Source organism: Vibrio ulleungensis (assembly GCF_016900875.1).
Taxonomy (GTDB): Bacteria; Pseudomonadota; Gammaproteobacteria; order Enterobacterales; family Vibrionaceae; genus Vibrio; species Vibrio ulleungensis.
The window spans coordinates 26,423-50,858 of record NZ_JAFEUM010000002.1; the positions used below are offsets into that span (position 1 = coordinate 26,423).

17 protein-coding genes are annotated in these 24,436 nt (G+C 43.9%); 15 read left to right on the top strand and 2 right to left on the bottom strand.

Going from position 1 to position 24,436, the window contains the following annotated elements; genetic code table 11:
- Positions 1-113: 113 nt before the first annotated feature.
- The 14 genes from JQC93_RS05100 to rmf all read left to right on the top strand — a co-directional run bounded on the left by JQC93_RS05100 (position 114) and on the right by rmf (position 21,278).
- Positions 114-581 carry a GAF domain-containing protein gene (locus JQC93_RS05100; protein ID WP_205157417.1) on the top strand — a complete coding sequence of 156 codons (468 nt, stop codon included), beginning with the start codon at positions 114-116 and terminating at the stop codon, positions 579-581.
- Positions 582-712: 131 nt separating this feature from the next.
- On the top strand, positions 713-1,333 hold the full coding sequence (gene proQ, locus JQC93_RS05105; RefSeq protein WP_205157418.1) for an RNA chaperone ProQ: 621 nt from the start codon (positions 713-715) through the stop codon (positions 1,331-1,333).
- Positions 1,334-1,350: 17 nt separating this feature from the next.
- Entirely contained in the window at positions 1,351-3,345 is a 1,995-nt protein-coding gene (prc, locus tag JQC93_RS05110) for a carboxy terminal-processing peptidase (RefSeq protein WP_205157419.1), read from the top strand.
- Positions 3,346-3,585: 240 nt separating this feature from the next.
- A complete protein-coding gene (locus tag JQC93_RS05115; RefSeq protein ID WP_205157420.1) occupies positions 3,586-4,251 on the top strand; it encodes a hypothetical protein in 666 nt (221 codons plus the stop codon).
- Positions 4,252-4,401: 150 nt separating this feature from the next.
- Positions 4,402-7,020 (top strand): aminopeptidase N, encoded by a 2,619-nt coding sequence (pepN, locus tag JQC93_RS05120; protein ID WP_205157421.1) that lies wholly within the window; start codon positions 4,402-4,404, stop codon positions 7,018-7,020.
- Between the two features lie 238 nt (positions 7,021-7,258).
- Positions 7,259-7,477, top strand: a complete 219-nt coding sequence (locus tag JQC93_RS05125; protein WP_205157422.1) for a DUF2835 family protein — start codon at positions 7,259-7,261, stop codon at positions 7,475-7,477.
- A gap of 169 nt (positions 7,478-7,646) precedes the next feature.
- Positions 7,647-12,488, top strand: a complete 4,842-nt coding sequence (locus tag JQC93_RS05130) for an NAD-glutamate dehydrogenase (protein ID WP_205157423.1) — start codon at positions 7,647-7,649, stop codon at positions 12,486-12,488.
- Between the two features lie 46 nt (positions 12,489-12,534).
- Entirely contained in the window at positions 12,535-13,545 is a 1,011-nt protein-coding gene (gene pyrD, locus JQC93_RS05135; protein WP_205157424.1) for a quinone-dependent dihydroorotate dehydrogenase, read from the top strand.
- Between the two features lie 151 nt (positions 13,546-13,696).
- On the top strand, positions 13,697-14,239 hold the full coding sequence (locus JQC93_RS05140) for a cell division protein ZapC (RefSeq protein WP_205157425.1): 543 nt from the start codon (positions 13,697-13,699) through the stop codon (positions 14,237-14,239).
- A 504-nt stretch (positions 14,240-14,743) separates the two neighbouring features.
- Positions 14,744-16,879, top strand: coding sequence for a bifunctional 23S rRNA (guanine(2069)-N(7))-methyltransferase RlmK/23S rRNA (guanine(2445)-N(2))-methyltransferase RlmL (gene rlmKL / locus JQC93_RS05145; RefSeq protein ID WP_205157426.1), 2,136 nt, complete (start codon positions 14,744-14,746; stop codon positions 16,877-16,879).
- Positions 16,879-17,115 carry a glutaredoxin family protein gene (locus JQC93_RS05150; RefSeq protein ID WP_205157427.1) on the top strand — a complete coding sequence of 79 codons (237 nt, stop codon included), beginning with the start codon at positions 16,879-16,881 and terminating at the stop codon, positions 17,113-17,115. Before rlmKL ends, JQC93_RS05150 begins: the two co-directional genes overlap by 1 nt.
- Entirely contained in the window at positions 17,093-19,024 is a 1,932-nt protein-coding gene (locus JQC93_RS05155; protein ID WP_205157428.1) for an ABC transporter ATP-binding protein, read from the top strand. Before JQC93_RS05150 ends, JQC93_RS05155 begins: the two co-directional genes overlap by 23 nt.
- A 12-nt stretch (positions 19,025-19,036) precedes the next feature.
- A complete protein-coding gene (locus tag JQC93_RS05160; protein ID WP_205157429.1) occupies positions 19,037-20,968 on the top strand; it encodes a DUF3466 family protein in 1,932 nt (643 codons plus the stop codon).
- 136 nt (positions 20,969-21,104) lie between these two features.
- Positions 21,105-21,278 carry a ribosome modulation factor gene (rmf, locus tag JQC93_RS05165; RefSeq protein ID WP_084888053.1) on the top strand — a complete coding sequence of 58 codons (174 nt, stop codon included), beginning with the start codon at positions 21,105-21,107 and terminating at the stop codon, positions 21,276-21,278.
- 244 nt (positions 21,279-21,522) lie between these two features.
- Here the strand turns inward: rmf and fabA are convergent, their stop codons facing one another.
- Both fabA and JQC93_RS05175 read right to left on the bottom strand, forming a co-directional pair.
- Positions 21,523-22,053 (bottom strand): bifunctional 3-hydroxydecanoyl-ACP dehydratase/trans-2-decenoyl-ACP isomerase, encoded by a 531-nt coding sequence (fabA, locus tag JQC93_RS05170; RefSeq protein WP_084888051.1) that lies wholly within the window; start codon positions 22,051-22,053, stop codon positions 21,523-21,525.
- A gap of 64 nt (positions 22,054-22,117) precedes the next feature.
- Positions 22,118-23,776 carry a S16 family serine protease gene (locus JQC93_RS05175; RefSeq protein ID WP_205157430.1) on the bottom strand — a complete coding sequence of 553 codons (1,659 nt, stop codon included), beginning with the start codon at positions 23,774-23,776 and terminating at the stop codon, positions 22,118-22,120.
- A 176-nt stretch (positions 23,777-23,952) separates the two neighbouring features.
- Between JQC93_RS05175 and matP the strand changes: the two genes are divergently transcribed.
- The gene (gene matP, locus JQC93_RS05180; protein WP_205157431.1) at positions 23,953-24,402 is read left to right on the top strand and encodes a macrodomain Ter protein MatP; all 450 of its coding nucleotides are present in this window, start codon (positions 23,953-23,955) and stop codon (positions 24,400-24,402) included.
- Positions 24,403-24,436 lie beyond the last annotated feature (34 nt).

Below are 24,436 nucleotides of genomic sequence, written 5' to 3' on the forward strand. Positions count from 1 at the left end.
TTGATTATCACACTCTCAGTGTATAGTGCTTTGACAATGGTGCGAACCTATTTGTCAAAAAATGCAACAAAACAATTATTAAATCAAGCAGATGTAAGAGAATTAAAGTCATCATGGAAAGAACTGATTATAGCAGTATTACGGCACAAGCTGTCGCACTTACAGAAGGCGAAACTAATTTAGTCGCTAACCTATCTAACTTGTCAGCCATATTGGATATGGCTCTTGCCGACATTAATTGGGTGGGTTTTTATCTGTTTGAAGAGAGCAGTGAGCAATTAGTGCTGGGACCATTCCAAGGTAAACCTGCGTGTGTAAGAATTGAGCCTGGTAAAGGGGTATGTGGGACTGCATATGCTACGCAAAGTATTCAACGTATTGCCGATGTCCATCAATTTGAAGGGCACATCGCTTGTGATGCCGCGAGTAACTCAGAAATCGTCCTGCCGCTATGGGTCAATGGTGAATGCATCGGGGTACTCGATATAGACTCTCCAAATTACAATCGCTTTACTGAAGATGACGAACAAGGTCTGCAGCACTTTATCACTCGAGTTGGTGAAACTTTGTCCAACATCTAAGGCGTTTTTCAAGAGAAGTGTAATTAATTCTACTTAAACACACTGATGACGGTGGTTTTTGATTCCTTTCTCTCTATAATACAGCCCAGATTTTAAATAAAAATGCGCAACGAGAGTTACCAGGATCCAAAATGGAAAACACAGATAAATTGAAAACTACCAACGAAGTTATCGCTTATGTTGCTGAATGCTTCCCTAAGTGCTTTACTTTAGAGGGCGAAGCGAAACCTTTAAAAATTGGTATTTTTCAAGACCTTGCTGAGCGATTGGATAAAGATCCAAAAGTAAGCAAGACGCAACTTCGTCAGGCGCTTCGCAAATACACTTCTTCTTGGCGCTACTTACATGGCGTTAAAGCAGGTGCCATTCGTGTTGACCTTGATGGCAACGACAGTGGTGTACTTGAAGAAGAGCACGTAGAACATGCGAAAAAAGCTCTAGCAGAAAGCAAAGCTCGAGTCGTTGAACGCCGTAAAGAGAAAGCGGTTAAGGCGAAACAAGAAAATCGTACTGCGAACGCTGAACCAAAAAAGAACAAACCACGTAAGAACAAGCCTAAGCAAGAGAAAAAACCAGAAGTGACTCGTTCACCAATGGAGCAAAAGGATGTTGTTGCTGGTAAAACCGTTCATGTGAACATGGGCAAAGGTGATATGCCAGCGACAATCGTAGAAGTCAACAAGGATGACGTACGTGTTCAGTTAAACAACGGCCTTCAAATGGTTGTTAAAACGGAGCATTTACGCGCCTAGCGGAGTAATTCTCACTGATGAAAATTCGTTTTAAGCGTACTATGATCGCAGCCAGTTTGTTTTTGGCTGCGAGTAGTTATGCGGTTGAGTCTGAGCTGTCAAAGTCAGACCTTCCGATCCTTTCACCAGAAGCACAACATCAGACTGCGGCCAAGCGTGTAACCTCAAGGTTTACTCGATCTCATTACAAGCATTTTAGTCTCGATGACGAATTTTCAATTCGAATTTTCAATCGTTACATCGACATGCTCGACTACAATCGCAGTATCTTTACTGAGGCTGACATCGAGTCGTTTGCAGAGCAATCTACGACACTTGATGATGAGTTAAAAAGTGGTACAAACAAAGTCGCTTTTGACATCTACAACTTGTCGATGCAAAAACGTTTTGAGCGCTTTCAGTACGCATTATCCTTGTTAGATAATGAAATCACCTTTGATGGCGATGAGACGATTGAACTGGATCGCTCTGAAGCTTCATGGCCAACCAGTCAAGCCGATATTGATGAGTTGTGGCAACAACGAGTTAAGTATGACGCGTTGAATTTGGCTTTGGCCGGAAAAGAGTGGGAAGAGATCAAAGACGTTCTCACCAAGCGCTATAACAACGCAATGAAACGTTTGACTCAGTCTCAAAGCGAAGATGCTTTTCAGTTGTACATGAATGCATTTGCGCGTGAAGTGGATCCACATACGAGTTACTTATCCCCACGTAATGCTGAAACTTTCCAGGCAGAGATGAATTTGTCGCTTGAAGGTATTGGCGCAGTTTTACAAATGACCGACGATTACACTGTCATTCGTTCATTGGTTGCTGGTGGTCCAGCGTCAAACAGTAAAGCTTTAAACGAAGGTGATAGAATCATCGGTGTCGGCCAAGATGGCAAAGATGTTGTTGATGTCATTGGTTGGCGACTGGACGATGTGGTTGCGTTAATTAAAGGGCCTAAAGGCACCAAAGTTAACCTGCAAATTTTACCTGAAGGTAATGACGCAAAAAGTCACACTGTCACTATTGTTCGTGACAAGATACGTTTAGAAGACCGAGCTGTAAAATCGGAAGTCATTGAAAAAGATGGTAAAAAGTTTGGTGTTTTAGAAGTACCAAGTTTTTATGTCGGCTTGGCTAAAGATACCGATGCGCTAATCAGTGAGCTGAAGAACGATAATGTCGACGGTATTATTGTTGATCTACGTAACAATGGTGGCGGGGCATTGTCAGAAGCAACAGCACTGTCTGGCTTATTTATTACCCAAGGTCCTATTGTTCAAGTTAGAGATAGCTATGGACGAGTGACGGTGAATGCCGACAATGGCAATACCATAAGTTATGACGGTCCATTGACGATTCTGGTCAATCGATACAGTGCATCAGCCTCTGAAATTTTTGCCGCAGCTCTTCAAGATTACGGTCGAGCAATTGTTGTAGGGGAAAATAGCTTTGGTAAAGGTACTGTTCAGCAGCATCGCTCTTTGAATCACATCTACGATTTATTCGACAAAGAATTAGGGTACGTGCAATACACTATCCAAAAATTCTATCGGATCAATGGTGGCAGTACTCAAAATCGAGGTGTCGTTCCTGATATTGCTTATCCGACAGCGATCGATCCTGCTGAAACCGGTGAAAGCGTAGAAGATAATGCATTGCCTTGGGATCAGATTGACGCTGCTAAATATCAAGTGCTTGCAGATCGTTCTCAGCAAATCCAATCGTTGACCACGCAGCACCAGGCGCGTATCGCAGATGATTTGGAATTTCAGTTTATCGCTGAAGATATCGAAGATTACAAAGCCAAGAAAGAGAACAATGTTCTTTCACTAAATCTAGAGGCACGCAATGCCGAGGATGATGGTGAAGAAGATCTTCGACTAAAACGAATCAATCAACGACGTGCATTAGAAGAGCAAGAGCCCTTTGCTTCGCTTGACGATGTACCTGATGACTATGAAGCGCCGGATCCATATTTAGATGAAACCGTCAGCATAATGTTAGATATGATTAAAGCGTAATTAGCATTGCAATATGGCTGATTGAAATAAGCCCTTAACTTAGGTTAAGGGCTTTTTTTTGCTTGTTCATTAGGCATTTTCGAGTAGGTGACAATGGAGATAAAGCGGGAAATGTATAAAGAACGGCTCCCTTTGTACCAGGTGGTGTAGATAACCCCAAAGTGTGATATTGATCCAAAAAATTGCGAAACACGTATATATAAACCAAGCTTACTACAGTAAATCGGGTGAGGGGGATCTATGCATAGAGCCTTTAATGCGTTTTTTATATCAATCGTTTTGACGCTGGTATCTTTTTCTAGCGCCGCTGAAAATAACCGTAATACGTTTGACTATCCCTTTTTGTTGGGTGATTGGTACTTACTTAACCCTAATGTAGACAACGGTAATGACGATTTTAGAACCATTCGCCTTTCATTTACTTCTAATTTCGATTTCTTAATTCAGATTCAAAAGCGCGACTATAGTGTCGACCAGTGGTCAGGCAGTTACAGTGTCGGTGATGAAGCTATTGTTCTCGGGCTCAATACTGATGTTCCTCAATATTACGAATATAAGATCAGTCACAACAGACTGTTACTGAACGGAATTACCTTCTATAAATTGTTAAACAAAGAAATGGCGGGCATTTGGACCAGTGAAAGTTTGTCCGGAGAGGATCTTTTAGCGAGCAATGTGTCGAAAATGGATCTGGTTTTACAACCTGATTTTGTTTTCTTGTTCCGCTCGAGCAATGACAGTGGTGCTCAATCTGTACATCATGGTGTCTACTACATTGAAAACGATCAATTGATTCTGCTCTACGAAAACGGCGAACATGAGTCAACCTTTACGCTTCAAGATGACCAGCTAACTTTAGAGGGTGAAGAAAGCGACATGTTTGCGGTACTAAATAGAGTGAAATGACATGATGTTTTAATAATTGATTGATTTACAGACAGAGTGCGAGGTATAGCGGTGGCTATGCCTCGCTTTTTTATTGTTAAAGCTTGAATTTATAACAGAATGCCCTTATCAATAAGGGTATTGTATGGAAACAAGTGTTTAGGAAATAGAATGACCACTCAGTCAAACGAAAACAAACCTCAAGCGAAGTACCGCAAAGATTACCAAGCGCCATCACACCTTATTCAAAAAACCGAACTCTACTTCAATTTAAATGAAGAGCAGACTCGCGTTATTGCCACCTCAACGGTTACCCAAAATGGTGAAAGTAATACTTTGTCATTGGTTGGTGAGCAGCTTAATTTAGTTAAATTGCTAGTGAACGATGTTGAGCATTCTGATTTCGAGAAAAAGGAAGGCGTTCTAGACATTTTTTCCCTTCCTAAAGAGTTCACTCTTACCATTGAAACAGAAATTGACCCTGTGAGTAATACCGCGTTGGAAGGGTTGTATAAATCTGAGGGTGCTTACTGCACTCAATGTGAAGCAGAAGGTTTTCGCCGAATTACGTATTTCCTAGACCGACCGGACGTATTGGCAATTTACACTACAACCATTGAAGCCGACAAAAAAGCGTACCCCTACTTACTCAGCAATGGTAACAAAATCGACGCTGGTGATTTAGACAATGGTCGCCACTGGGTTAAATGGAATGACCCGCATCCCAAACCAAGTTATCTGTTTGCGCTTGTCGCCGGTGATTTTGATGTTGATCGCGACGTTTTCGTTACGCGCTCTGGTCGCAAAGTTGACCTAGAAATATTTGTGGATAAAGGCAATTTGGATCGTACACCTCATGCCATGCTGTCTTTGAAAAACTCAATGAAATGGGATGAAGAACGATTCGATCTGGAGTATGACCTCGACATTTACATGATTGTTGCCGTCGACTTCTTTAATATGGGGGCGATGGAAAACAAAGGGCTAAACGTCTTTAACTCCAAATTTGTGCTCGCGAATAACAATACCGCCACCGACGCCGATTACCTCGACATCGAACGCGTTATTGGCCACGAATATTTCCACAACTGGACGGGCAACCGCGTGACGTGCCGTGACTGGTTCCAACTAAGTTTAAAAGAAGGCTTAACAGTATTTCGTGATCAAGAGTTCTCATCTGATCTTGGCTCTCGCGCTGTCAATCGTATTTCGAACGTTCGCACCATGCGTGGACCGCAATTTGCTGAAGATGCTAGCCCAATGTCACATCCAATTCGCCCTGAAAAAGTGATTGAGATGAATAACTTTTACACCTTAACGGTGTATGAGAAAGGCAGTGAAGTGATCCGTATGATGCATACGTTGTTGGGTGAGGCTCGTTTCCAAAAAGGGATCAAACTTTACTTCGAACGTCATGATGGTACTGCGGCGACGTGCGACGATTTTGTTGCTGCGATGCAAGATGCATCTGGCGTAGATTTGTCTCAGTTTAGTCTTTGGTATAGTCAGAGTGGGACACCGCAACTTTCGGTCACCAGTCGCTTTGATGAACAATCGAAAAGCTTTACGCTAACGGTGAGTCAAACGACACCGTCGACTCAAGATCAGCAAACCAAACGCCCATTGCATATCCCATTTGATGTTGAGCTTTACTCATCGACTGGTGAGATCATACCAATGGTGATAAATGGCCAGGTGGTGGACAATGTACTTAGTGTTACTGAAGAGTCTCAATCCTTCGTCTTTGAAAATATCGATGCAGCGCCAATCCCGTCATTGCTTCGTGAATTTTCTGCGCCCGTTAAACTGGAATATGATTATTCCGATTCGCAACTCGTTACCTTGCTCAATCACGCGACAAACGCGTTTGCAAAGTGGGATGCGGGACAGATGTTGCTGGCAAAATACATTAAGTTAGGTGTCGAGGCATATGCTAAGCAAGCAGAATTTGCCTTAAGTCAGGATGTGCTTGATGCATTTAGAGGTATCTTACTCAACCCGGATCTAGATCCTGCATTTATTAGCGAGGTACTCACAATTCCATCACACAATGAAGTGTCTGGATGGTTTGAGACGGTCAATGTTGATGCAATAGCGTCTGTGCTGAAAAGCATGAAAGTGCAATTGGCCAGTGAGCTTGAAGATGAATTCAGTGCGATGTACCACAGTTTGGTGCAGCACAATTACGATATTTCTCACTCGAGTATTGGTAAACGTGCGCTACGAAATCTAAGTCTAAGTTACCTAGCGTATTTGCCAAAGTATGGCGAGACCGTGAAGGCGCATTATGACAATGCGAACAACATGACCGACAAAACCGCTGCACTATATTGTGCTAACAGTGCGTCATTGACTGTGCGAGAAGGCTTAATGGAGCAATTTAGTTCCGAATGGTCGCACGATGGTTTGGTCATGGATAAGTGGTTTATGCTGCAAGGGTCTAATCCAAGTTCGACTGCGTTACAAGGAATCAAGCACGCTATGACGCACAGTGCGTTTAGCTTAAAAAACCCTAACCGCACTCGAAGTTTGATGAGCAGTTTTTTCAATGCAAACCCTGTTAACTTTCATGCAATCGATGGTTCCGGTTACCAATTTGCTGGCGAGATCATCGCGCAAATGAATACCATCAACCCGCAGGTAGCGTCTCGACTGATTGATCCGTTGCTTAAATTCAAACGCTTTGATGCTACGCGCCAAGATTTGATGAAACGTGAACTTGAAAAACTTCGTGGCATGGATGGTTTAGCGGCAGACTTGTTTGAAAAAGTCACCAGTGCACTGGCATAGTTCTAGGCTGGACTAATACCAATCGAAGCAATTAGCTGGTCAGATAAACGCGAAGGAAAATCGCTGATAGCAAGGTAAAGATTGCCGTAGATAGTTGTTCTACCAACATTATCTTTAACGCCGTTATCAGTGATTGTAACGAGCAAGAATGATTCGGTCATTGCTTTGGTTGGTATAGAAATGGGTAAGGGGAGTGAATGCTCCTCTTACTTTTTTAATGATTAAACACGCGATAGTAATGAAACAGTTTCACTTTTCAATCAGCCTCACTCCACAGGAATTTAAACTGGCGTACGCCGGCAGTGTAAAACACGTGATCGTTCTAACGGACGAGGGAAGTCGCGTGCAAATTCCAGTGATGCGATTGCAACCTTATTTACTTCCTAACGGTGTTTTTGGACGCTTTCGCCTTATTATTGACCAGAACAATAAGTTTGTTCGGTTGGAAAGGCTATAGAACCTTCACTACAAAGATAGATATTTAGCACCTCGGTCACATTCCCAAATATTCACCTATTAGCACCCCACAAAAATCTAACGTTTAGGCAATAAACCCATTACAATATTGTTATCGACATTGTGTTGATTTGCCTACAATAAAAGATAAAGATTTAGTGGAGCGTAATATGCCTGCACGTGAAACCCTAGTTCCTGTCCTACTTGAAAAAGTTTATCACCTAATAGCAACAAAAATTGATGATGAGCAGAGTCCGCTCGTCTTAAAGCTCGCAAAGCATCTATTCAGTAATATCTCACACGATGATTTGTTACAGCGTAATGAATCAGATTTGTACGGTGCGATTGTCAGTATATGGAAACATCTGTCAGATACACCAAATGCACAGCCTTCTGTAAAAGTATTTAATCCAACGGTGGCACACCACGGTTGGAAGTCTACCCATACCATTGTTGAAATTGTCATGCCTGACCAACCGTTTTTGGTCGACTCTATCAAAATGTGTTTGGCACGATTAGACATAACTTCGCATCTCATGCTTCATGGCCCAACGGTTATTCAATACGAAGAGGGTGCGATAACGGACATCGACAAAAATTCTCAAGGATTCAAGCATTCGATATTCCATATAGAAGTCGACAAAATGAATGACAAACATTCGATGCAGGCCTTGGAGCAAGAGTTGAATGAAATTATCGCCGATACTGATCTTGTGGTTAGAGATTGGCAACCGATGGCGGATCGTTTGCAAGAAGTGATCACCGAGGTTGAGACATATACCGAAAACGTCAATATCGACAATCAACATGTCGCCGAGACGGTGAGCTTCCTTCGCTGGTTAAGTGATCATAATTTTACCTTTATGGGGTACAAAGAGTTTCGACTTTTAAAAGAGTCAGATGAAACGGCGTTGACGCCAACCGAGGAAAATGGTTTAGGGCTGTTTAGCGAGCCTAAACGAGTAAGGGCGGTCAAGCTGTCTGAGTTCTCGGCTGCTGCACGAAGCGAAGCTCGCAAACCTTATTTGCTGATCTTAACCAAAGGCAATAAACCCTCGCGGATCCATAGACCAGCTTACACCGATTACATCGGAATAAAGATCTTTGATGGCAAGGGTAAGGTGATTGGTGAGCATCGCTTTACTGGTCTGTATACATCTGCGGTGTACAACCAAAGCGTGGCAAATATTCCTTTGGTTAAAGAAAAAGTCTCTAGGATCCTTGAGTCTAGCGGATACTTAGTTGGATCGTATTCCTACAAAGCGTTAAATAACATCCTAGAAAACTACCCACGTGACGAGCTACTCCAAGCCAAAGAAAAAGAGTTGCTGGACACTGGAATGGGCGTGGTGCAAATGCAAGATCGCGATTTAATCCGAGTGTTTGTACGTAAAGACCCATTTGGACGATTCCTCAGTTGTATGGTGTATGTGACCAAAGACCGGTACAACACAGAGTTGCGTAAGCAGACGCAAAAGGTGTTAAGTCGTTATTTTGGCACACAAAAAACGGTAGAGTTTACAACTTACTTCTCGGAAAGCCCACTTGCGCGCACGCACTACATCGTGCGTGTTGACGATAACAGCATGGATGTGGACGTAAAATTGATTGAGCAGAATTTGATGGAAGCTTCTTCGAGCTGGGACGATCGTCTCAAAGAAAGCATTGTAGCAACCTACGGCGAAAATGACGGACTGGCATTGTCTAAAGAATACATGCATGCCTTCCCGCGTTCGTACAAAGAAGCGATGCTCCCTGGTTCGGCAATCGCTGATATTCAAAAACTTGAAGCACTCAGCAATGACCAACGTTTGGGTATGCTTTTCTATCGATTACAAGAAGAACGCAGTAGCTCGAACGCCGTTCGATTGAAACTGTACAATTTGAATGAGCCATTGCACCTTTCTGACGTGATGCCAATGTTGGAAAACTTAGGATTGCGTGTGATCGGTGAGTCTCCTTACGAGATCGAGCGAGGCAATGGAGAAACAAGTTGGATCTTGGACTTCTCGATGCTGCATAAGTTTGATACTGCGATTGATCTTGAGCAATCAAGAGATCGTTTTCAACAAGCGTTCGCGGCCATTTGGAACGGACAACTTGAAAATGATGGGTTTAATCAACTGGTGCTTGGTGCGGATCTTAACGCGAGAGAAGTTACAATCTTACGTGCCTACGCTCGTTACATGCGACAAGTCGGCTTCCCATTTAGCCAGAGTTATATAGAAGAAACATTAGTTAATCATACTGATATCGCTCATCTGCTGGTCGAATTGTTCCATGTGCGCTTTGATCCAAATATAGGTCAACGAGAAAACAAGCAGCAGCGGATCATAAAGCAGATCGATACCGCGCTCAATGAAGTCGAAAGTTTGGATGATGACAGAATCATTCGCCGCTATTGTGAAATGATGCTTGCGACGGTTCGAACGAATTATTATCAAACTCTTAACGGGCAACCGAAAGCTTCGCTATCTCTTAAACTATTACCTGCCGAGATACCAGAAATACCGAAACCTGTTCCCGCATTTGAAATTTTTGTGTATTCGCCAGACATTGAAGGTGTGCATCTACGAGGCGGTAAAGTTGCTCGAGGTGGTTTGCGTTGGTCGGACAGACAAGAAGACTTTAGAACAGAAGTGTTGGGTCTAGTAAAAGCACAACAAGTTAAAAATACCGTTATAGTTCCAGTAGGGGCTAAAGGCGGATTTGTGTGTAAACATCAGCACAAATTTAAGACTCGTGATGAAGTGTTCGCTGAAGGGCAGCGCTGTTACAAGCAATTTATCCGGGGCCTATTGGATCTCAGTGACAATTTTGTCCAAGGAGAACTAACACCTCCAACCAATGTGGTTCGTCACGATGAAGATGACGCTTATTTCGTGGTTGCCGCCGATAAAGGTACAGCGACATTTTCGGATCTCGCGAACTCAGTATCTGAAGAATACAATTTTTGGTTAGGTGACGCGTTTGCCTCTGGAGGATCAAACGGTTATGACCACAAAGCTATGGGGATCACAGCCAAAGGTGCGTGGGAGTCGGTAAAACGTCACTTTAGAGAACTTGGCATTAACTGCCAAACAACTGACTTTACCGCAATGGGTGTCGGTGATATGGCAGGGGATGTATTTGGCAATGGCATGTTGCTATCGAAACACATTCGTCTGCAGGCGGCGTTTAACCACATGCATATTTTTATCGATCCAAATCCGGACTCTGCGAGTAGTTGGATCGAGCGTGATCGTTTGTTCAAACTGCCACGATCTTCGTGGGAAGATTATGATCAAGCGTTGATCTCGACGGGTGGGGGGATCTTTTCTCGAAGAGCAAAATCGATCCCGCTCTCGGTAGAGATCCAGCAAATGTTAGGTACAGACAAAACCAAAGCGTCTCCAAACGAATTGATCCAAATGATTCTAAAAATGGAGGTTGATCTGCTATGGAATGGTGGGATCGGTACTTACGTGAAAGCATCCACAGAGACTGATTCGGAAGTTGGCGACCGCGCCAATGACGCACTACGCATTAACGGTAACGAGCTTAGAGCGAAAGTTGTTGGTGAAGGGGGAAATTTAGGACTCACGCAACTTGGGCGAATTGAATACGCGTTAACCGGTGGTCGTGTAAACACTGATTTTGTTGATAATGTTGGTGGCGTAGACAGTTCTGATAACGAAGTAAATATAAAGGTGTTGCTAAACAGTGTGGTTGCTGCTGGCGACATGACAATGAAACAGCGCAATCATTTACTGGAAGAAATGGAAGAAGAAGTCGGCCAAATTGTGCTCGAGCATGCTTATTGCCAATCTGAGTCGATTTCTATTAGTGATACACTGGGCGCATCAGGTGTAAAAGAACAACTTCGATTCGTTCATCAACTTGAGAAATCCGGGCAACTGGATCGTCAATTAGAATATTTACCTAATGACGAAGACTTTGCAGAAAGAGAAAAGTCGAATATTGGATTATCCCGACCAGAGCTGTCTGTATTGGTGGCGTACGGCAAGATGGGGCTGAAAGAGCAGTTGGCGTGTGATGAAGTAGCGGGTGATGAGTACCATGCGGCGCAATTGACTAATTATTTCCCGTCTAAATTACGCACCGAGGAGTTACAGCGTAACATGTTGGCGCACCCATTGCGTGCAGAAATAGTTGCTACTGCGTTAGCCAATCAAATAGTCAATGAGATGGGGTGTAATTTTGTTGCACGCCTGCAAGAAGAGACCGGAGCTAAAGTTGTCGACATTGCCAACGCTTATGCGGCAGCTAGGCATGTGTTTGGCATGGGACATTGGATTGAAAAGATTCGCCGATTGGATAATGTGATTTCTACAGAAGTACAATATGAGCTGCTGTTTACCATTCGCCGTGTCTTACGCCGCTTAGCTAAGTGGCTATTACGAAATCGTTCGCATAAATTGTCCGTCGTCGAAATCATTGAGCAGTACCAAGGCGATGTCGACAAAATTGTGGTTAATTTAGATCGCTTCTTAGTCGAGACTGAGGTGAATGAGCACGAGCAAGTTGCCGAGAATTGGCAGCAGCAGGGGGTGACCGCTGATATTGCCCATTTCGTATCGCGCTTATCGTCGTTGTACAGCAGTTTTGATATCTCAATCGTTGCTAAAGAGTGCGGTCACTCAATAGAAGTGGCTGCCAAACTTTACTTTACGTTAGGTGATCGACTGTCACTTCATTGGTTCTTAAATCAGATCAATAACAAAGTGGTCGACAACAATTGGCAAGCACTAGCAAGGGCAGCATTTAGAGAGGACTTAGATTGGCAACAGAGACAATTATCGAGCCAGGTATTGCGAAGTCAATGCATCGATAATTTTGACGATGTTGCACAAGTCATCGAATGTTGGATTGAGTCGAATTCAGAGCCAGTAGCACGTTGGATGAGCACGTTGGATGAATTTAAGGTCGGTTCTACACATGAATTTGCAAAATTCTCGGTCGCAATGCGCGAGTTGATGTTATTAAATTTGAATTGCGAGTCAAAAGAGTAAATAATAACGCCCCGTTTATACGGGGCTTTTTTTTATCGGAGGCACAATGCTCTACCGTCTAGCCAGACTTGGCTTGTTTCAATTCGACGCCGAAAAGGCGCATGATCTTGCAATTCAATATCTTCCTAAAATCACCGGAACACCGTTAGATTTCGCCTTTCGTCAGCGCTTGCCGCAACGTGAAGTTGAATGTATGGGGTTAACGTTTAAAAATCCAGTTGGCCTTGCGGCAGGACTGGACAAAAACGGTGAATGTATCGAGGCATTTGGCGCAATGGGTTTTGGCTTCGTAGAAGTTGGAACAGTAACACCGCGTCCTCAACCGGGTAATGACAAACCACGAATGTTTCGATTAGTCGAAGCAGAAGGCATCATTAATCGCATGGGCTTTAATAACCTTGGCGTTGATAATCTTGTAGAAAATGTTAAACGTGCCAATTTTGATGGTGTTCTTGGGATCAACATTGGTAAGAACAAAGACACCCCCATTGAAGAGGGTAATCAAGATTACATAATTTGCATGGAAAAAGTGTACGAACATGCCGGTTACATCGCGGTTAATATTTCTTCACCGAATACTCCAGGGCTTCGCAGCATGCAATATGGTGAAGCGTTAGATTCCCTGTTGTCTGAGCTAAAAGAAAAGCAACAAGAACTTGCAGCCAAGCATGGGAAATACGTACCGGTTGCATTAAAGATCGCACCGGATCTTGATGATCATGAAATTGAGCAAATTTGTGAGTCTTTGCTTAAGTATGATATCGACGGTGTGATTGCAACCAATACCACGCTTGACCGCTCAATGGTTTCTGATTTGAAACACGGGCAAGAGTCGGGCGGATTAAGTGGCCGACCTGTTCAACTGCGAAGCACGGAAGTGGTTAAACGTCTTAGCGAGCTATTGAAAGGTGAAATTCCAATTATTGGAGTAGGTGGGATCGATTCATACGTTTCGGCAAAAGAGAAAATGCAAGCAGGAGCAAGTTTAGTACAGGTTTACTCCGGCTTCATTTATCACGGACCAAAATTGGTCGCTGATATTGTAAAAAATATTTAAGTATTAGCATAAACGAACGTAAAAAAGAGGAAGCTTGCTTCCTCTTTTTTTTTGCCGATCCCTTTGTAGAATTATCGATGCAGTGACATGTTGTACGGATTTTTGAGCGTCACTCTCGTTGTTTGATAATGAGCGAAGTAGAGAAGGACCTATGCTGAAACTTAGCGATACATGGAATTGGTATTACGACCATTCAAAATCTGCACTGATGCTGGACCTTGATGACGGCATGTTATTCAAAGCCAACCTTAAGACCAAGGATCTTATTCCTTGCGCATTCCAAACCAATCAATTCAATGTCGAAGATGCACAGGCGTTCCATACGTTTCGTGATTCCATTGCGACACTTCCGCTTAATGAGCCTCGCCAAGCAGAGCTCAATTTAAACTGCGTCGCTGCAAAGCGCTTCCACAAGCCTGTTCAACCCAAAAGCTGGTTCTTTGATGCCGGTAATGGGGTAGACATTCCTTGTGAAGGTATGCTGGTGCAGATGCAAAATAGCTTAAACCAGGGTATTTTTATTGTCGTAGAAGCTGGCGACAATGCGAGTATTTGCGCGTTAGTTGATCTTCAAGACTTTCAACTTAACGGCTATAAAACGTTAAAGTTTGGTGACATGGTCAAAGTCATGCACGATAGAATGACGCACATCGAATATGTTGAAGTGGCTCAGCCCATTTCTATGGTGTCGTAAATCTGCGTTTTCGTTGGACCCAGTAACCTCCAAACCGAACTCATAACCCCATAAGTTAGAACCAACTTTGGCCATTCGGCTGTATTCACATTGGCAACATGTCCAACTTCTTTAGCTATGATTGTCTAAATCGTGAGCTAAGTCGCTACTATTTCTAAATTAATTTTTACTCATCTGATTCCAATTTATCTTGGTTTACTAGCATTATTTCCCTGTTTTGAGCGTTTGTGTTGCTTTTAAAGTACGCATAAAACCTTCTGGTCTATACCAGTTTTGCGGTAAATAATTATGCATTAGATGCTGAGGGCCCCATAATTTAAGGTTATAAAGCATAGTAAGTGGTCACTTATTAATTGTTGAACTTAAAGAGATGAATTTATCGGGTCATTGACGAACACTTAGCCAGATACGAGGATTTATCGAATTTCTACTGTGAAAACTGTGCCTAATAGAGCGGTTTCGGGATATAATTGTCCGATTAAACGCGCACCAATTAAGAGCACAATGAAAAAGATATTAGCGATTACCGCCAACGGCTTAGAGCAACTGCTGGCCGATGAACTTACCGACTTGGGTATTACAGACTATAAACTTACTCAGGCGGGGGTATTTTTTAAGGCGGATCTGGCTACGTTATACCGTTGTTGCTTGTGGAGCCGAATCGCGTCCCGATTTGTTGAAGTGCTCAGTGAGTTTGATTGTCGTGACGATATGGATCTGTATCTGTCCGCTTCTTCAGTTTCGTGGAGCAAGCATTTTAGTGCTGCTAAAACATTTGTTGTTGATTTCAACGGAACTAACCGAGAAATTAGAAACAGCCAATACGGTGCAATGAAGGTAAAAGATGCCGTTGTTGACCATTTTGAAAAAGTGGGCGATCGACGTCCGTCGATCAATAAAGATCAGCCGGATCTGCGCATTCACTGTCGTTTGCACAAAGAAAAAGCCCTAATTGGTCTTGATCTAGTCGGAGGCGGGTTACACCACCGTGGCTATCGTTTGCAATCGGGCCGTGCGCCGTTACGTGAAACGCTAGCCGCCGCAATTATTAGTCGCTGTGCATGGCAAAAAGGCCTTCCATTGTTGGATCCTATGTGTGGTTCAGGCACTCTGGTGCTAGAAGCGGCGATGATAGCGTGTGATATGGCACCGTCTGTAAACCGACAGCAGTGGTGCTTTGAATCCTATAAAGATTTTGACTACGAACTATGGGCTGAGATTAAAAGTGAAGCTAAAGTCAAAGCGCGCAAAGGCATAAAAGCGTGTGAGTCGACATTTTTTGGCTATGACATGGACAGCTATGTCATTAAAACCGCTCGTGATAACGCACGACGCGCAGGATTGGATAGTCTGATCGATTTTCAAGTCGCTGACGCGACTCAGATTGATAAGCCGCAAGAGTTTGAACACGGTGTTATCGTATGCAACCCACCATATGGTGAGCGACTCAGTAGTGAACCAGGCTTAATCGCGCTGTATACAGAATTAGGCGTTCGCCTAAAGCAACAATTCTCTGGCCATAAAGTATCGCTGTTTTCGAGCTCTGAAGAGCTGTTAAGCTGCGTGGGTATGCGAGCAGATAAGCAATATAAGATGAGCAATGGTGCGTTACGTTGTCACCTGAAAAACTATTCTATTTCCGAAACGGCTGCGCAGCAAGTCCAAGAGAAACAAGGTCAAACCGCAGAGGCGCCGTTGGTGGCTGGAGATTTTGCCAATCGATTGAAGAAAAACATTGGCAAATTGTCTAAATGGGCTAAAAAAGAACAGCTTCAATGCTATCGCTTATATGACGCGGATCTGCCCAACTATAACGTGGCGATTGACCAATATGACGATCACTTGGTGATCCAAGAATACGCAGCTCCAAAAACCGTCCCAGAAGAAACCGCAAAACGCCGATTGACTGAAATCGTACGAGCGACTATCGCGGTTACAGGGGTACCGGCTAACAATGTTGTGCTTAAAGTACGAGAAAAGCAGAAAGGGCGCAGTCAATATCAAAAATTGTCGACCAATAATCATTTTATGGTCGTTGAAGAATATGGCGTAAAACTTCGAGTAAACTTACACGACTATCTCGATACTGGCTTGTTCCTCGATCATAAACTGACCCGTAAGCGCTTAGGGGAAATGGCAAAAGGATGCTCTTTCCTAAACTTGTTCGCATACACAGGCTCTGCCACTGTGCACGCTGCCGCTGGTGGTGCGGCATCTACCACCACAGTGGACATGTCCAATACTTACCTCAACTGGGCGCAAGAGAACATGGCTGAGAACGGCCTTAAAGGTAAGGAGCATCAATTTGTTCAAGCAGATTGCCTTAAGTGGCTTGCTGCAGAACAAAATCAATACGATCTCATCTTTATTGATCCGCCTACGTTCTCTAACTCAAAACGCATGGAACAGACATTTGATGTCCAACGTGATCACATTGCTTTGATGACCGATCTTAAACGTATCCTTAGTGCTGAAGGGACCATCGTGTTCTCTAACAACAAGCGCCACTTTAAAATGGATTTGGATGCCCTTAACGAGCTTGGACTGTCGGCAAAGAATATTTCGTCTCAAACCTTGCCACTGGATTTCGCGCGTAACAAGCATATACACAACTGCTGGATCATTACTCACGCAAGCTAATGGTCACGTTATACAGTACTCAAGGCTGTCACCTATGCGAACAAGCACTTCAGATTTGTACTGAGCTTGGAATATCGCCAGTAGTGGTTGATATTGCGTATGATGAGACTCTCTTTAAACAGTATGGCTGGGTTATCCCAGTCGTAAAGGTTGCGTCTAACGAGCTAAATTGGCCGTTTGACGCTCAACAATTATCTCAATGGTTAACAATACATGGCATTACTCACCATTCATAATGGTCAATTGGCTTACGGCGATACTCCACTGCTCGATAGAGCGGACTTTACACTTGAAGACAATGAACGAGTATGTCTAGTGGGTCGAAACGGCGCGGGTAAGTCCACGCTGATGAAGGTTATCGCGGGATTAACCCAAATGGACGACGGCAAACTGCAAATTATGCAAGATGTTGTCGTGTCTCGCCTTGAACAGGATCCGCCTCGCAACGTCAGTGGGACAGTATTTGATTATGTCTCTGAAGGGCTCGCAGAGGTTGGCGCTATTTTAAAACGTTACCATGACCTTCTTGATGTCGTGGCGATCGATCCGAGCGAAAGCAATTTCAAGAAGCTGTCTAATGTACAAGAGCAGTTGGATCATCTTGGCGCGTGGCGTTTTGAAGATCGCATTAAGAATGTAATGGCGGCGCTTAAGCTTGAAGGCGAAACATTGCTTGGCGATTTGTCTGGCGGTTGGCAGCGTAAAGCGGCGCTCGCGCGTGCGCTGGCATGCGATCCCGATGTGTTGCTGCTCGACGAGCCAACCAACCACTTAGATGTAGATACTATTGAGTGGCTTGAGAACTTTCTAAAAGACTTTAAAGGCTCAATCATATTTATTTCGCACGATAGGGCGTTTATCCAGTCAATGGCGACTCGAATTGTCGATTTAGACCGCGGTAAGTTAGTCTCATTCCCAGGGGACTACGCAAAATATCTATTAGAGAAAGAAGAGCTACTTCGTGTAGAAGAGCTTCAAAACGCCGAATTTGATAAAAAGCTTGCGCAAGAAGAAGTCTGGATAAGGCAGGGCATTAAAGCTCGTCGTACTCGCAATGAAGGGCGCGTTAGAGCACTCAAAAAACTTCGCCAAGAGCGTAAAGAACGTATTGAAGTACAAGGTCGTGCCAATATTAACATTGATGAAGGTGTTCGAAGCGGCAAAATTGTCTTTGAAGCGCAGAACCTCAAGTTTGGTTTTGAAGGCAAATCGATCATTGATGATTTCAGCTTTAATATCATGCGCGGCGACAAAATTGCGCTTATCGGGCCCAATGGATGTGGTAAATCGACCTTACTTAAACTGTTGTTAGACAAACTGGAACCAACAGATGGAAAACTTCGCTGTGGAACCAAGTTAGAAGTGGCTTACTTTGATCAATACCGTGAAATTCTCGATCCAGAAAAAAGCGTGATCGATAATCTTGCCGACGGCAAACAAGAAGTCACAGTTAACGGACGTGAGCGCCATGCGTTAAGCTACTTACAAGATTTTCTATTTTCGCCACGACGCGCCAGAACACCAGTAAAAGCACTGTCTGGCGGCGAGAAAAATCGCTTATTATTGGCTAGAATATTCCTTAAGCCTAATAATTTATTGGTGCTTGATGAACCAACTAACGATTTAGACATTGAAACGTTGGAACTTTTGGAAGATTTACTTGCCAATTATAATGGCACTTTACTACTTGTGAGCCACGATCGTGCTTTTGTTGATAACACAGTAACGTCCAGCTGGATTTTTGAAGGGCAAGGTCGTGTTGGCGATTATGTTGGTGGCTACCACGACGCACGTCGTCAACAGCTTCAAGCAGCAAAGGCTCGCGGTGAGCACTTGGTGACAGCGTCACAGAAAAAGGCCTCTAATGAGAAAAAGGACAAGCCTAACGCACAAAATGTCCCGGCAGAGCCTGTACAGAAAGCGAAAAAGCTGTCATACAAGTTACAACGTGAGTTGGATGAACTGCCACAGAAATTAGAAACACTCGAACAAGACATCGAAGCGCTACAAACTCAAGTGAATGATGCGCAATTTTTCTCCCAAGATGTTACGTTTACGCAACCGGTTCTTGATGAACTGGCTGCCAAGGAACAGGAACTCGATATTGCCTTTGAGCGCTGGGAACAGCTTGAAGCAATGAAATAGGATTATATCGTTTTGATTAAAAACACCTTTAGATTAAGTACCATCGTAGTAGCCTTACTGACAGCGACAAGTGCGCATTCGGCTTTGTATCAAATAGTTGAAGTCAACTTGGAAGGTCAGGGCAACGAGGCTTATGGCGTTGCTGTTACAGAAATTGACAGTATCGAGAATTGCTTTGAAACCACATGTACGAGCTCGGATGTTCAAACCGGTAACGAAATACGAAATGGTACTGATGGCTTTCCGTTTAAAGATGAAGCACCTCTGGCGTACGACAATCGATTTCATATCCTCAATCAAAAAGATCTAGAGTACTACTGTGACCGTGAGCGGGGCTACAACAGTTGTGAAAACTGGGCGATCTCACAGTGGTACGGCTCCAATGGTTTTGGTGGGCTGAGACGTGAACGTGAAGCATATTATGAAGGGTATTACGCGAATGCAAAGGGCTTTGTCGATATGACTGAGCAAATGACAGCCCCACTGCGCTCTAGCGCAGTGAATGAATCAGCACCGTTTTTAAGCGGTACCAATAATGTGGTGATAACCAACTTTACGAGCGGTAAAAATGTCATTGGTACCACAAGTAGTGGTTATTATTCCTTAGGCACTACTTATGGATTTGGTTATCGTGAACGCGGCTTTGTCGATAATACTTTGCTATTGCCTAATCAAAATGGAGGTATGAGCGAAAAAATGGGGCGTTCCATGGCATTCGACTCTTTCGATCTTGATGGAGTAACCTATGTCATTGGTAGTGCGTCGGTGTCAGATTTTGCACAAGGCGATAGTAACAAAGATTATGGGGGTGACCTCGATAATTGTCCAAGTGCATCTTATCCAGGTGAGTTACGCGAGTGTCATCATTTTGCGTTTGCTACCAAACCGTACATTTGGTCGTTAGAAGGTGCAGGTGAGTCTGTTACTGGCTCGCCAATCGCTGATTGGGCCCATGGTGAAAGCGGAGGCTCGAGGAATGATTACACGGCTTTAGCCAGTGCTAGAGGGGCAGCCATACCTACAGTTGGTTCCTATGTTGGTAAGCCTGTGCTTGCTGGTTATAACGTAGTTCGTCCAGATGGTGATAACAATTACGGTATGCAAGCTGGAATTTACTACCCAAACGATGCGTTTTCTTTAGCAGCAGTTGATAGTGTAGTACCGTCAAATCAATGGACCTTCAAAAGTATTGCTAACGCAACCATTTATGACGGTGGTGAGAACGCTTATATCTACAGCAACTCAAGAACCACAGGTATAAGTGAGAACATGATCGCTGTCGGCGAGTCTAAACTGCGTTACAACCGAGCTTTGAATGGTGCCTTGGCGAATAGACTTTTTTGGGCTGATGCGAACTCTTCAACCCCAACAGCGAACTATTTCCTAGACGGCGTGTTCTTTAGTGGTGCCGGCGGTAAAGCTAATGCAATCAACAATTTCAATGAGGTTGTTGGGCAAGTTGATGCAGAAAATGCTCGTGAGGATGGTGGTAAGCAACGTCGCAAGCGCGGATTCATTTACCCATTAGGAGACATCAATGGGCTAGCAACGGCAGAGACTGCAGCAAAAATTGAAGCAAGAAGTACTATTTTGAAAAACAAGTCTTGGTGGATTGATGATCTTACCAACGGAGGCTCGTTTAGCGACGCTAACAATGCTTATCGTATTATTGAAGCGGGTTCAATTAATGACGCTGGTGTAATTAGTGCTACTGCAATTAAGTGTGTTGGTGGGTATGACACAAACGCGCACAACTCCTATTGTGGTGGCGGTACGCAGACTGAAAAGGTGGTTGCAGTTACATTGATTCCTATCACAGGCGCTACTTCAGCGGACATCGTTGAACGCAGTGCGGACGTTGCACCAGTAGTACGTCAAGGTGCTGGACTCGGCGCTTGGCTAATCGGATTATTCGGGATCTACATTTTTAGAAAGCGCCACTAATAACTAACAGAAGTCTAGCGCAGCTCACAATTAGTGTGCTGCGCTTTTTTGTTTCTTGAGTATTACGCTTTTATGAACAATTCTTAATAGGTGGAGACATCCACAGATTAGTAAAGCTCATACAGAGGGAATGACTATGAAGAGACAGAAAAGGGATCGTCTAGAGCGCGCCCAATCTCAGGGTTACAAAGCTGGTGTTAATGGCCGTTCAGCTGAAACGTGTCCTTACCAGCAAGTGGATGCCAAATCCTATTGGCTAGGAGGTTGGCGTGATGCAAAACACGACCGGGATTCAGGGCTAATCAAATAGATATCCAGCTCTTCGTATTTTGGCCCGAAAGGGCCATTTTCTTACCTAATTGACGCACTATAACTAAATGCATTGGTCGCATTTGTCGAACAGACCTTGAGTTCAATAAAATAAGAGGTTGGGGGATCTTATCTAGTAAGTAGATAATGAGTGGGCTAGGGCTTATGCTTTTAGCATTAGACAATCAATTGAAAAAAATAGGCCCCCCTAAAGGGCGACCTATTCTGAGCAAATCTTTAAGCTATTAGAAAGCGGACGTATCTTTAAATAGACCAACTTTTAGATCTTTGGCTACGTAAATCTCTTTGCCATCGACCAATACACGGCCGTCAGCCATACCCATAACCAGTTTACGGTTTACAACGCGCTTCATATGAATCTCGTAGGTGACTTTTTTGGCAGTAGGCAGTACTTGGCCAGTAAATTTAACTTCGCCTACACCCAATGCACGACCTTTACCTTCGCCACCAATCCAACCAAGGAAAAAACCCACCAATTGCCACATTGCATCAAGACCTAAACATCCTGGCATTACTGGGTCGCCCGGGAAGTGACAGTCAAAAAACCAAAGGTCTGGCTTAATATCTAGCTCAGCCACAATCAGGCCTTTGCCAAAATCACCTTCAGTTTGAGACATCTTCAGCACACGGTCCATCATCAGCATATTAGGTGCTGGCAATTGCGGTCCTTGAGGGCCAAATAGTTCGCCGCGACTAGACGCGAGAAGATCATCTCTGTCGTAAGAGTTTGCAATATCGCAAGGTTTTTGAGTCATTGTAATTTTTCTCCATATTGGGTTTAGGCATCTTAGTGAACACGTGTAAGCCAAACAACTCCGATCAGTCCATCTTAAGCCATTGCTTAAATTTTTGTAACACAGTTTGTGATGGGTGTGGGTTATCTAATTGGTGGATCCTATCCTCAATTCTATTTACCACAGATTGTTCCGCGTTTTTAAACGGCATGCCAATCAAAATTTCTAACGCTTGGTCTACGTTATCAACGCACCAAATGTGGAAGCGTCCTGCTCGAATGGCTTCGATGACGTCTTTATGCAAGGCCAGGTGACGCAAATTGGCTGACGGCATAATAACGCCTTGTTCACCGGTTAGCCCTTGGTGATGACACACATAGAAGAAGCCTTCTATTTTCTCGTTGAGGCCGCCTACGGCCTGTACTTGTCCAAATTGGTCCATAGCACCAGTTATTGCGATGTGTTGCTTGATCGGTGATTGTGACAAAGCGCTAGACAGCGCACAAAACTCTGCGAGTGACGCGCTGTCGCCGTCAACTTCGCTGTAGGATTGCTCAAACACTATAGAAGCGGAAAACGGTAAGGGTTCATCAAGTTTCATTTCACTGCTAATGTATGCTTGCATGATCATCATACCTTTAGCGTGTAAATTGCCGCCTAAATCTGCCTTGCGCTCTACGTCGGCAATGTCACCGTCACCAAAGTGGACCACACAAGAAATTCTCGCTGGCTCACCATAACTAACTGGGTGTCCAGGGATGTCAACAACGGTCAATCCATTCACTTGACCAATCTGCGAGCCTTTGGTCTTAATCACGACCTGACCATCCAGAATATCGTCTAGAGCTCGATTGACTAAGTAAGACTCACGATAAGCACGCTTTGCAAGCGCCGCTTCAATGTCTGACGCTGAGATTGCCTTGCTTTGGCTTTGTAGTAACGACTCAGATAAAAGTCGCTCGATCCAAATTGGGCAGAGTGGAGTGTAGTGCTGTTCTTCACAGGCGCGAGCACCTGCGGTGAGTACTTTAGTTACCGCGTCACTATCAGCTAAGCTTATATGAAGTGGCTCAGCAAGGTGTTTTAGCCAGCCTACATAGGGTGCGACATTGTTTTGGTCTAATTTAATCTCTAATTCTATCTCGCTAAACAGTGTCATTGAAGACAGTGCCGCCGAATCATGGTATTCAACATCAGAAATTTGGTTTCGGTCGCCAACAAAGATCAGTTTAGCGTTTGTAGAATACGTAATTCGTGCCGACAGAGTGGGTCCGTGCAAATGGCATTTAGTGACGGGCTCACCCATTATTAGCGATTTAATTTTTTCCCACGAACCAGGCTCTGTCATGAGTGTCCGGATAGGTAATACAATGATGCTCTCTGGGTGCGACTCAAGTAAGCCTATGCTTTGATTCAGTATTTCGCCATTTTCAGCGACGGAGTAATGTCCAAATAGCTGTGCCAACGAACTTGATTCTGTGGTGATCACATCGATGTTGTGATGTGATGATGACACCATACGTCTTGCGGCATCTGTAACTAGTTGTCGGTAACGAGTGTTGTCGAGCCCACACACCCACATCAAACGGCAATGGCGCTGGAGCTCTATGAAATCGGATAGGGCTGCGGCGAACCTAGGCTGTAATTGCTCAAATGAAGTGTGAGGTATAGACGATACGTCTTCGATTATCGGTGTTAACTGAAGATAACTAGGAGTGACTTTTTCCCAAGAAATTGACTGCATTGTGGTGTTTTATCCTTTTAGCTTGCGCACAGTATATCAGAGCGCGACGCATTACCTAGTAAAAGGACAAAAACCGTCAAATTTGTGAGATCGTTAGGGCACTTTATGGTGCAAAATATTGAGAAATCGCACAACATGGGTTACGCTGTCACCCATGACCTCAAGGAAGAATAGTGATGAAGTATCAGCAACTTGAAAATTTAGAATCCGGTTGGAAATGGAACTACCTGATTAAAAAATGGAAAGACGGCGTTTCAGTTACTCGTCACATAGATTCCAGCGCTCAGCAAGCGGCGATTGATGAATTACGTGCGCTCGAAAGCGATCCTACTCAAGTCATTGAGTGGATCGATGAGCATATGTCACCAGAACTCGATGTTAAATTGAAGCAAGCAATACGTGCAAAGCGTAAGCGCCACTTTAATGCGGAGCAAGTTCACACCAAGAAAAAGTCGATCGATTTAGATTACCAAGTTTGGGAAAAGCTGTCACAGCGTGCCAATGAGCTTGGCTGTACGTTGTCAGATGCGATCGAATATCTTTTATCTGAAGCATCGCGAAGTGAAAAAGCGAGCCAAACAGTCACGTCACTCAAAGAAGATCTCACTAAATTGCTGGCACCTTAACGAGCAGCTTGGTCTGCTTACTATTGCCACGTTG

Excerpts from the sequence above, each read along its gene's own strand:
- JQC93_RS05100 (WP_205157417.1), top strand. The coding sequence starts at position 114 with ATGGAAAGAACTGATTATAGCAGTATTACGGCACAAGCTGTCGCACTT.
- proQ (WP_205157418.1), top strand. The coding sequence starts at position 713 with ATGGAAAACACAGATAAATTGAAAACTACCAACGAAGTTATCGCTTAT.
- prc (WP_205157419.1), top strand. The coding sequence starts at position 1,351 with ATGAAAATTCGTTTTAAGCGTACTATGATCGCAGCCAGTTTGTTTTTG.
- JQC93_RS05115 (WP_205157420.1), top strand. The coding sequence starts at position 3,586 with ATGCATAGAGCCTTTAATGCGTTTTTTATATCAATCGTTTTGACGCTG.
- pepN (WP_205157421.1), top strand. The coding sequence starts at position 4,402 with ATGACCACTCAGTCAAACGAAAACAAACCTCAAGCGAAGTACCGCAAA.
- JQC93_RS05125 (WP_205157422.1), top strand. The coding sequence starts at position 7,259 with ATGAAACAGTTTCACTTTTCAATCAGCCTCACTCCACAGGAATTTAAA.
- JQC93_RS05130 (WP_205157423.1), top strand. The coding sequence starts at position 7,647 with ATGCCTGCACGTGAAACCCTAGTTCCTGTCCTACTTGAAAAAGTTTAT.
- pyrD (WP_205157424.1), top strand. The coding sequence starts at position 12,535 with ATGCTCTACCGTCTAGCCAGACTTGGCTTGTTTCAATTCGACGCCGAA.
- JQC93_RS05140 (WP_205157425.1), top strand. The coding sequence starts at position 13,697 with ATGCTGAAACTTAGCGATACATGGAATTGGTATTACGACCATTCAAAA.
- rlmKL (WP_205157426.1), top strand. The coding sequence starts at position 14,744 with ATGAAAAAGATATTAGCGATTACCGCCAACGGCTTAGAGCAACTGCTG.
- JQC93_RS05150 (WP_205157427.1), top strand. The coding sequence starts at position 16,879 with ATGGTCACGTTATACAGTACTCAAGGCTGTCACCTATGCGAACAAGCA.
- JQC93_RS05155 (WP_205157428.1), top strand. The coding sequence starts at position 17,093 with ATGGCATTACTCACCATTCATAATGGTCAATTGGCTTACGGCGATACT.
- rmf (WP_084888053.1), top strand. The coding sequence starts at position 21,105 with ATGAAGAGACAGAAAAGGGATCGTCTAGAGCGCGCCCAATCTCAGGGT.
- fabA (WP_084888051.1), bottom strand. The coding sequence starts at position 22,053 with ATGACTCAAAAACCTTGCGATATTGCAAACTCTTACGACAGAGATGAT.
- JQC93_RS05175 (WP_205157430.1), bottom strand. The coding sequence starts at position 23,776 with ATGCAGTCAATTTCTTGGGAAAAAGTCACTCCTAGTTATCTTCAGTTA.
- matP (WP_205157431.1), top strand. The coding sequence starts at position 23,953 with ATGAAGTATCAGCAACTTGAAAATTTAGAATCCGGTTGGAAATGGAAC.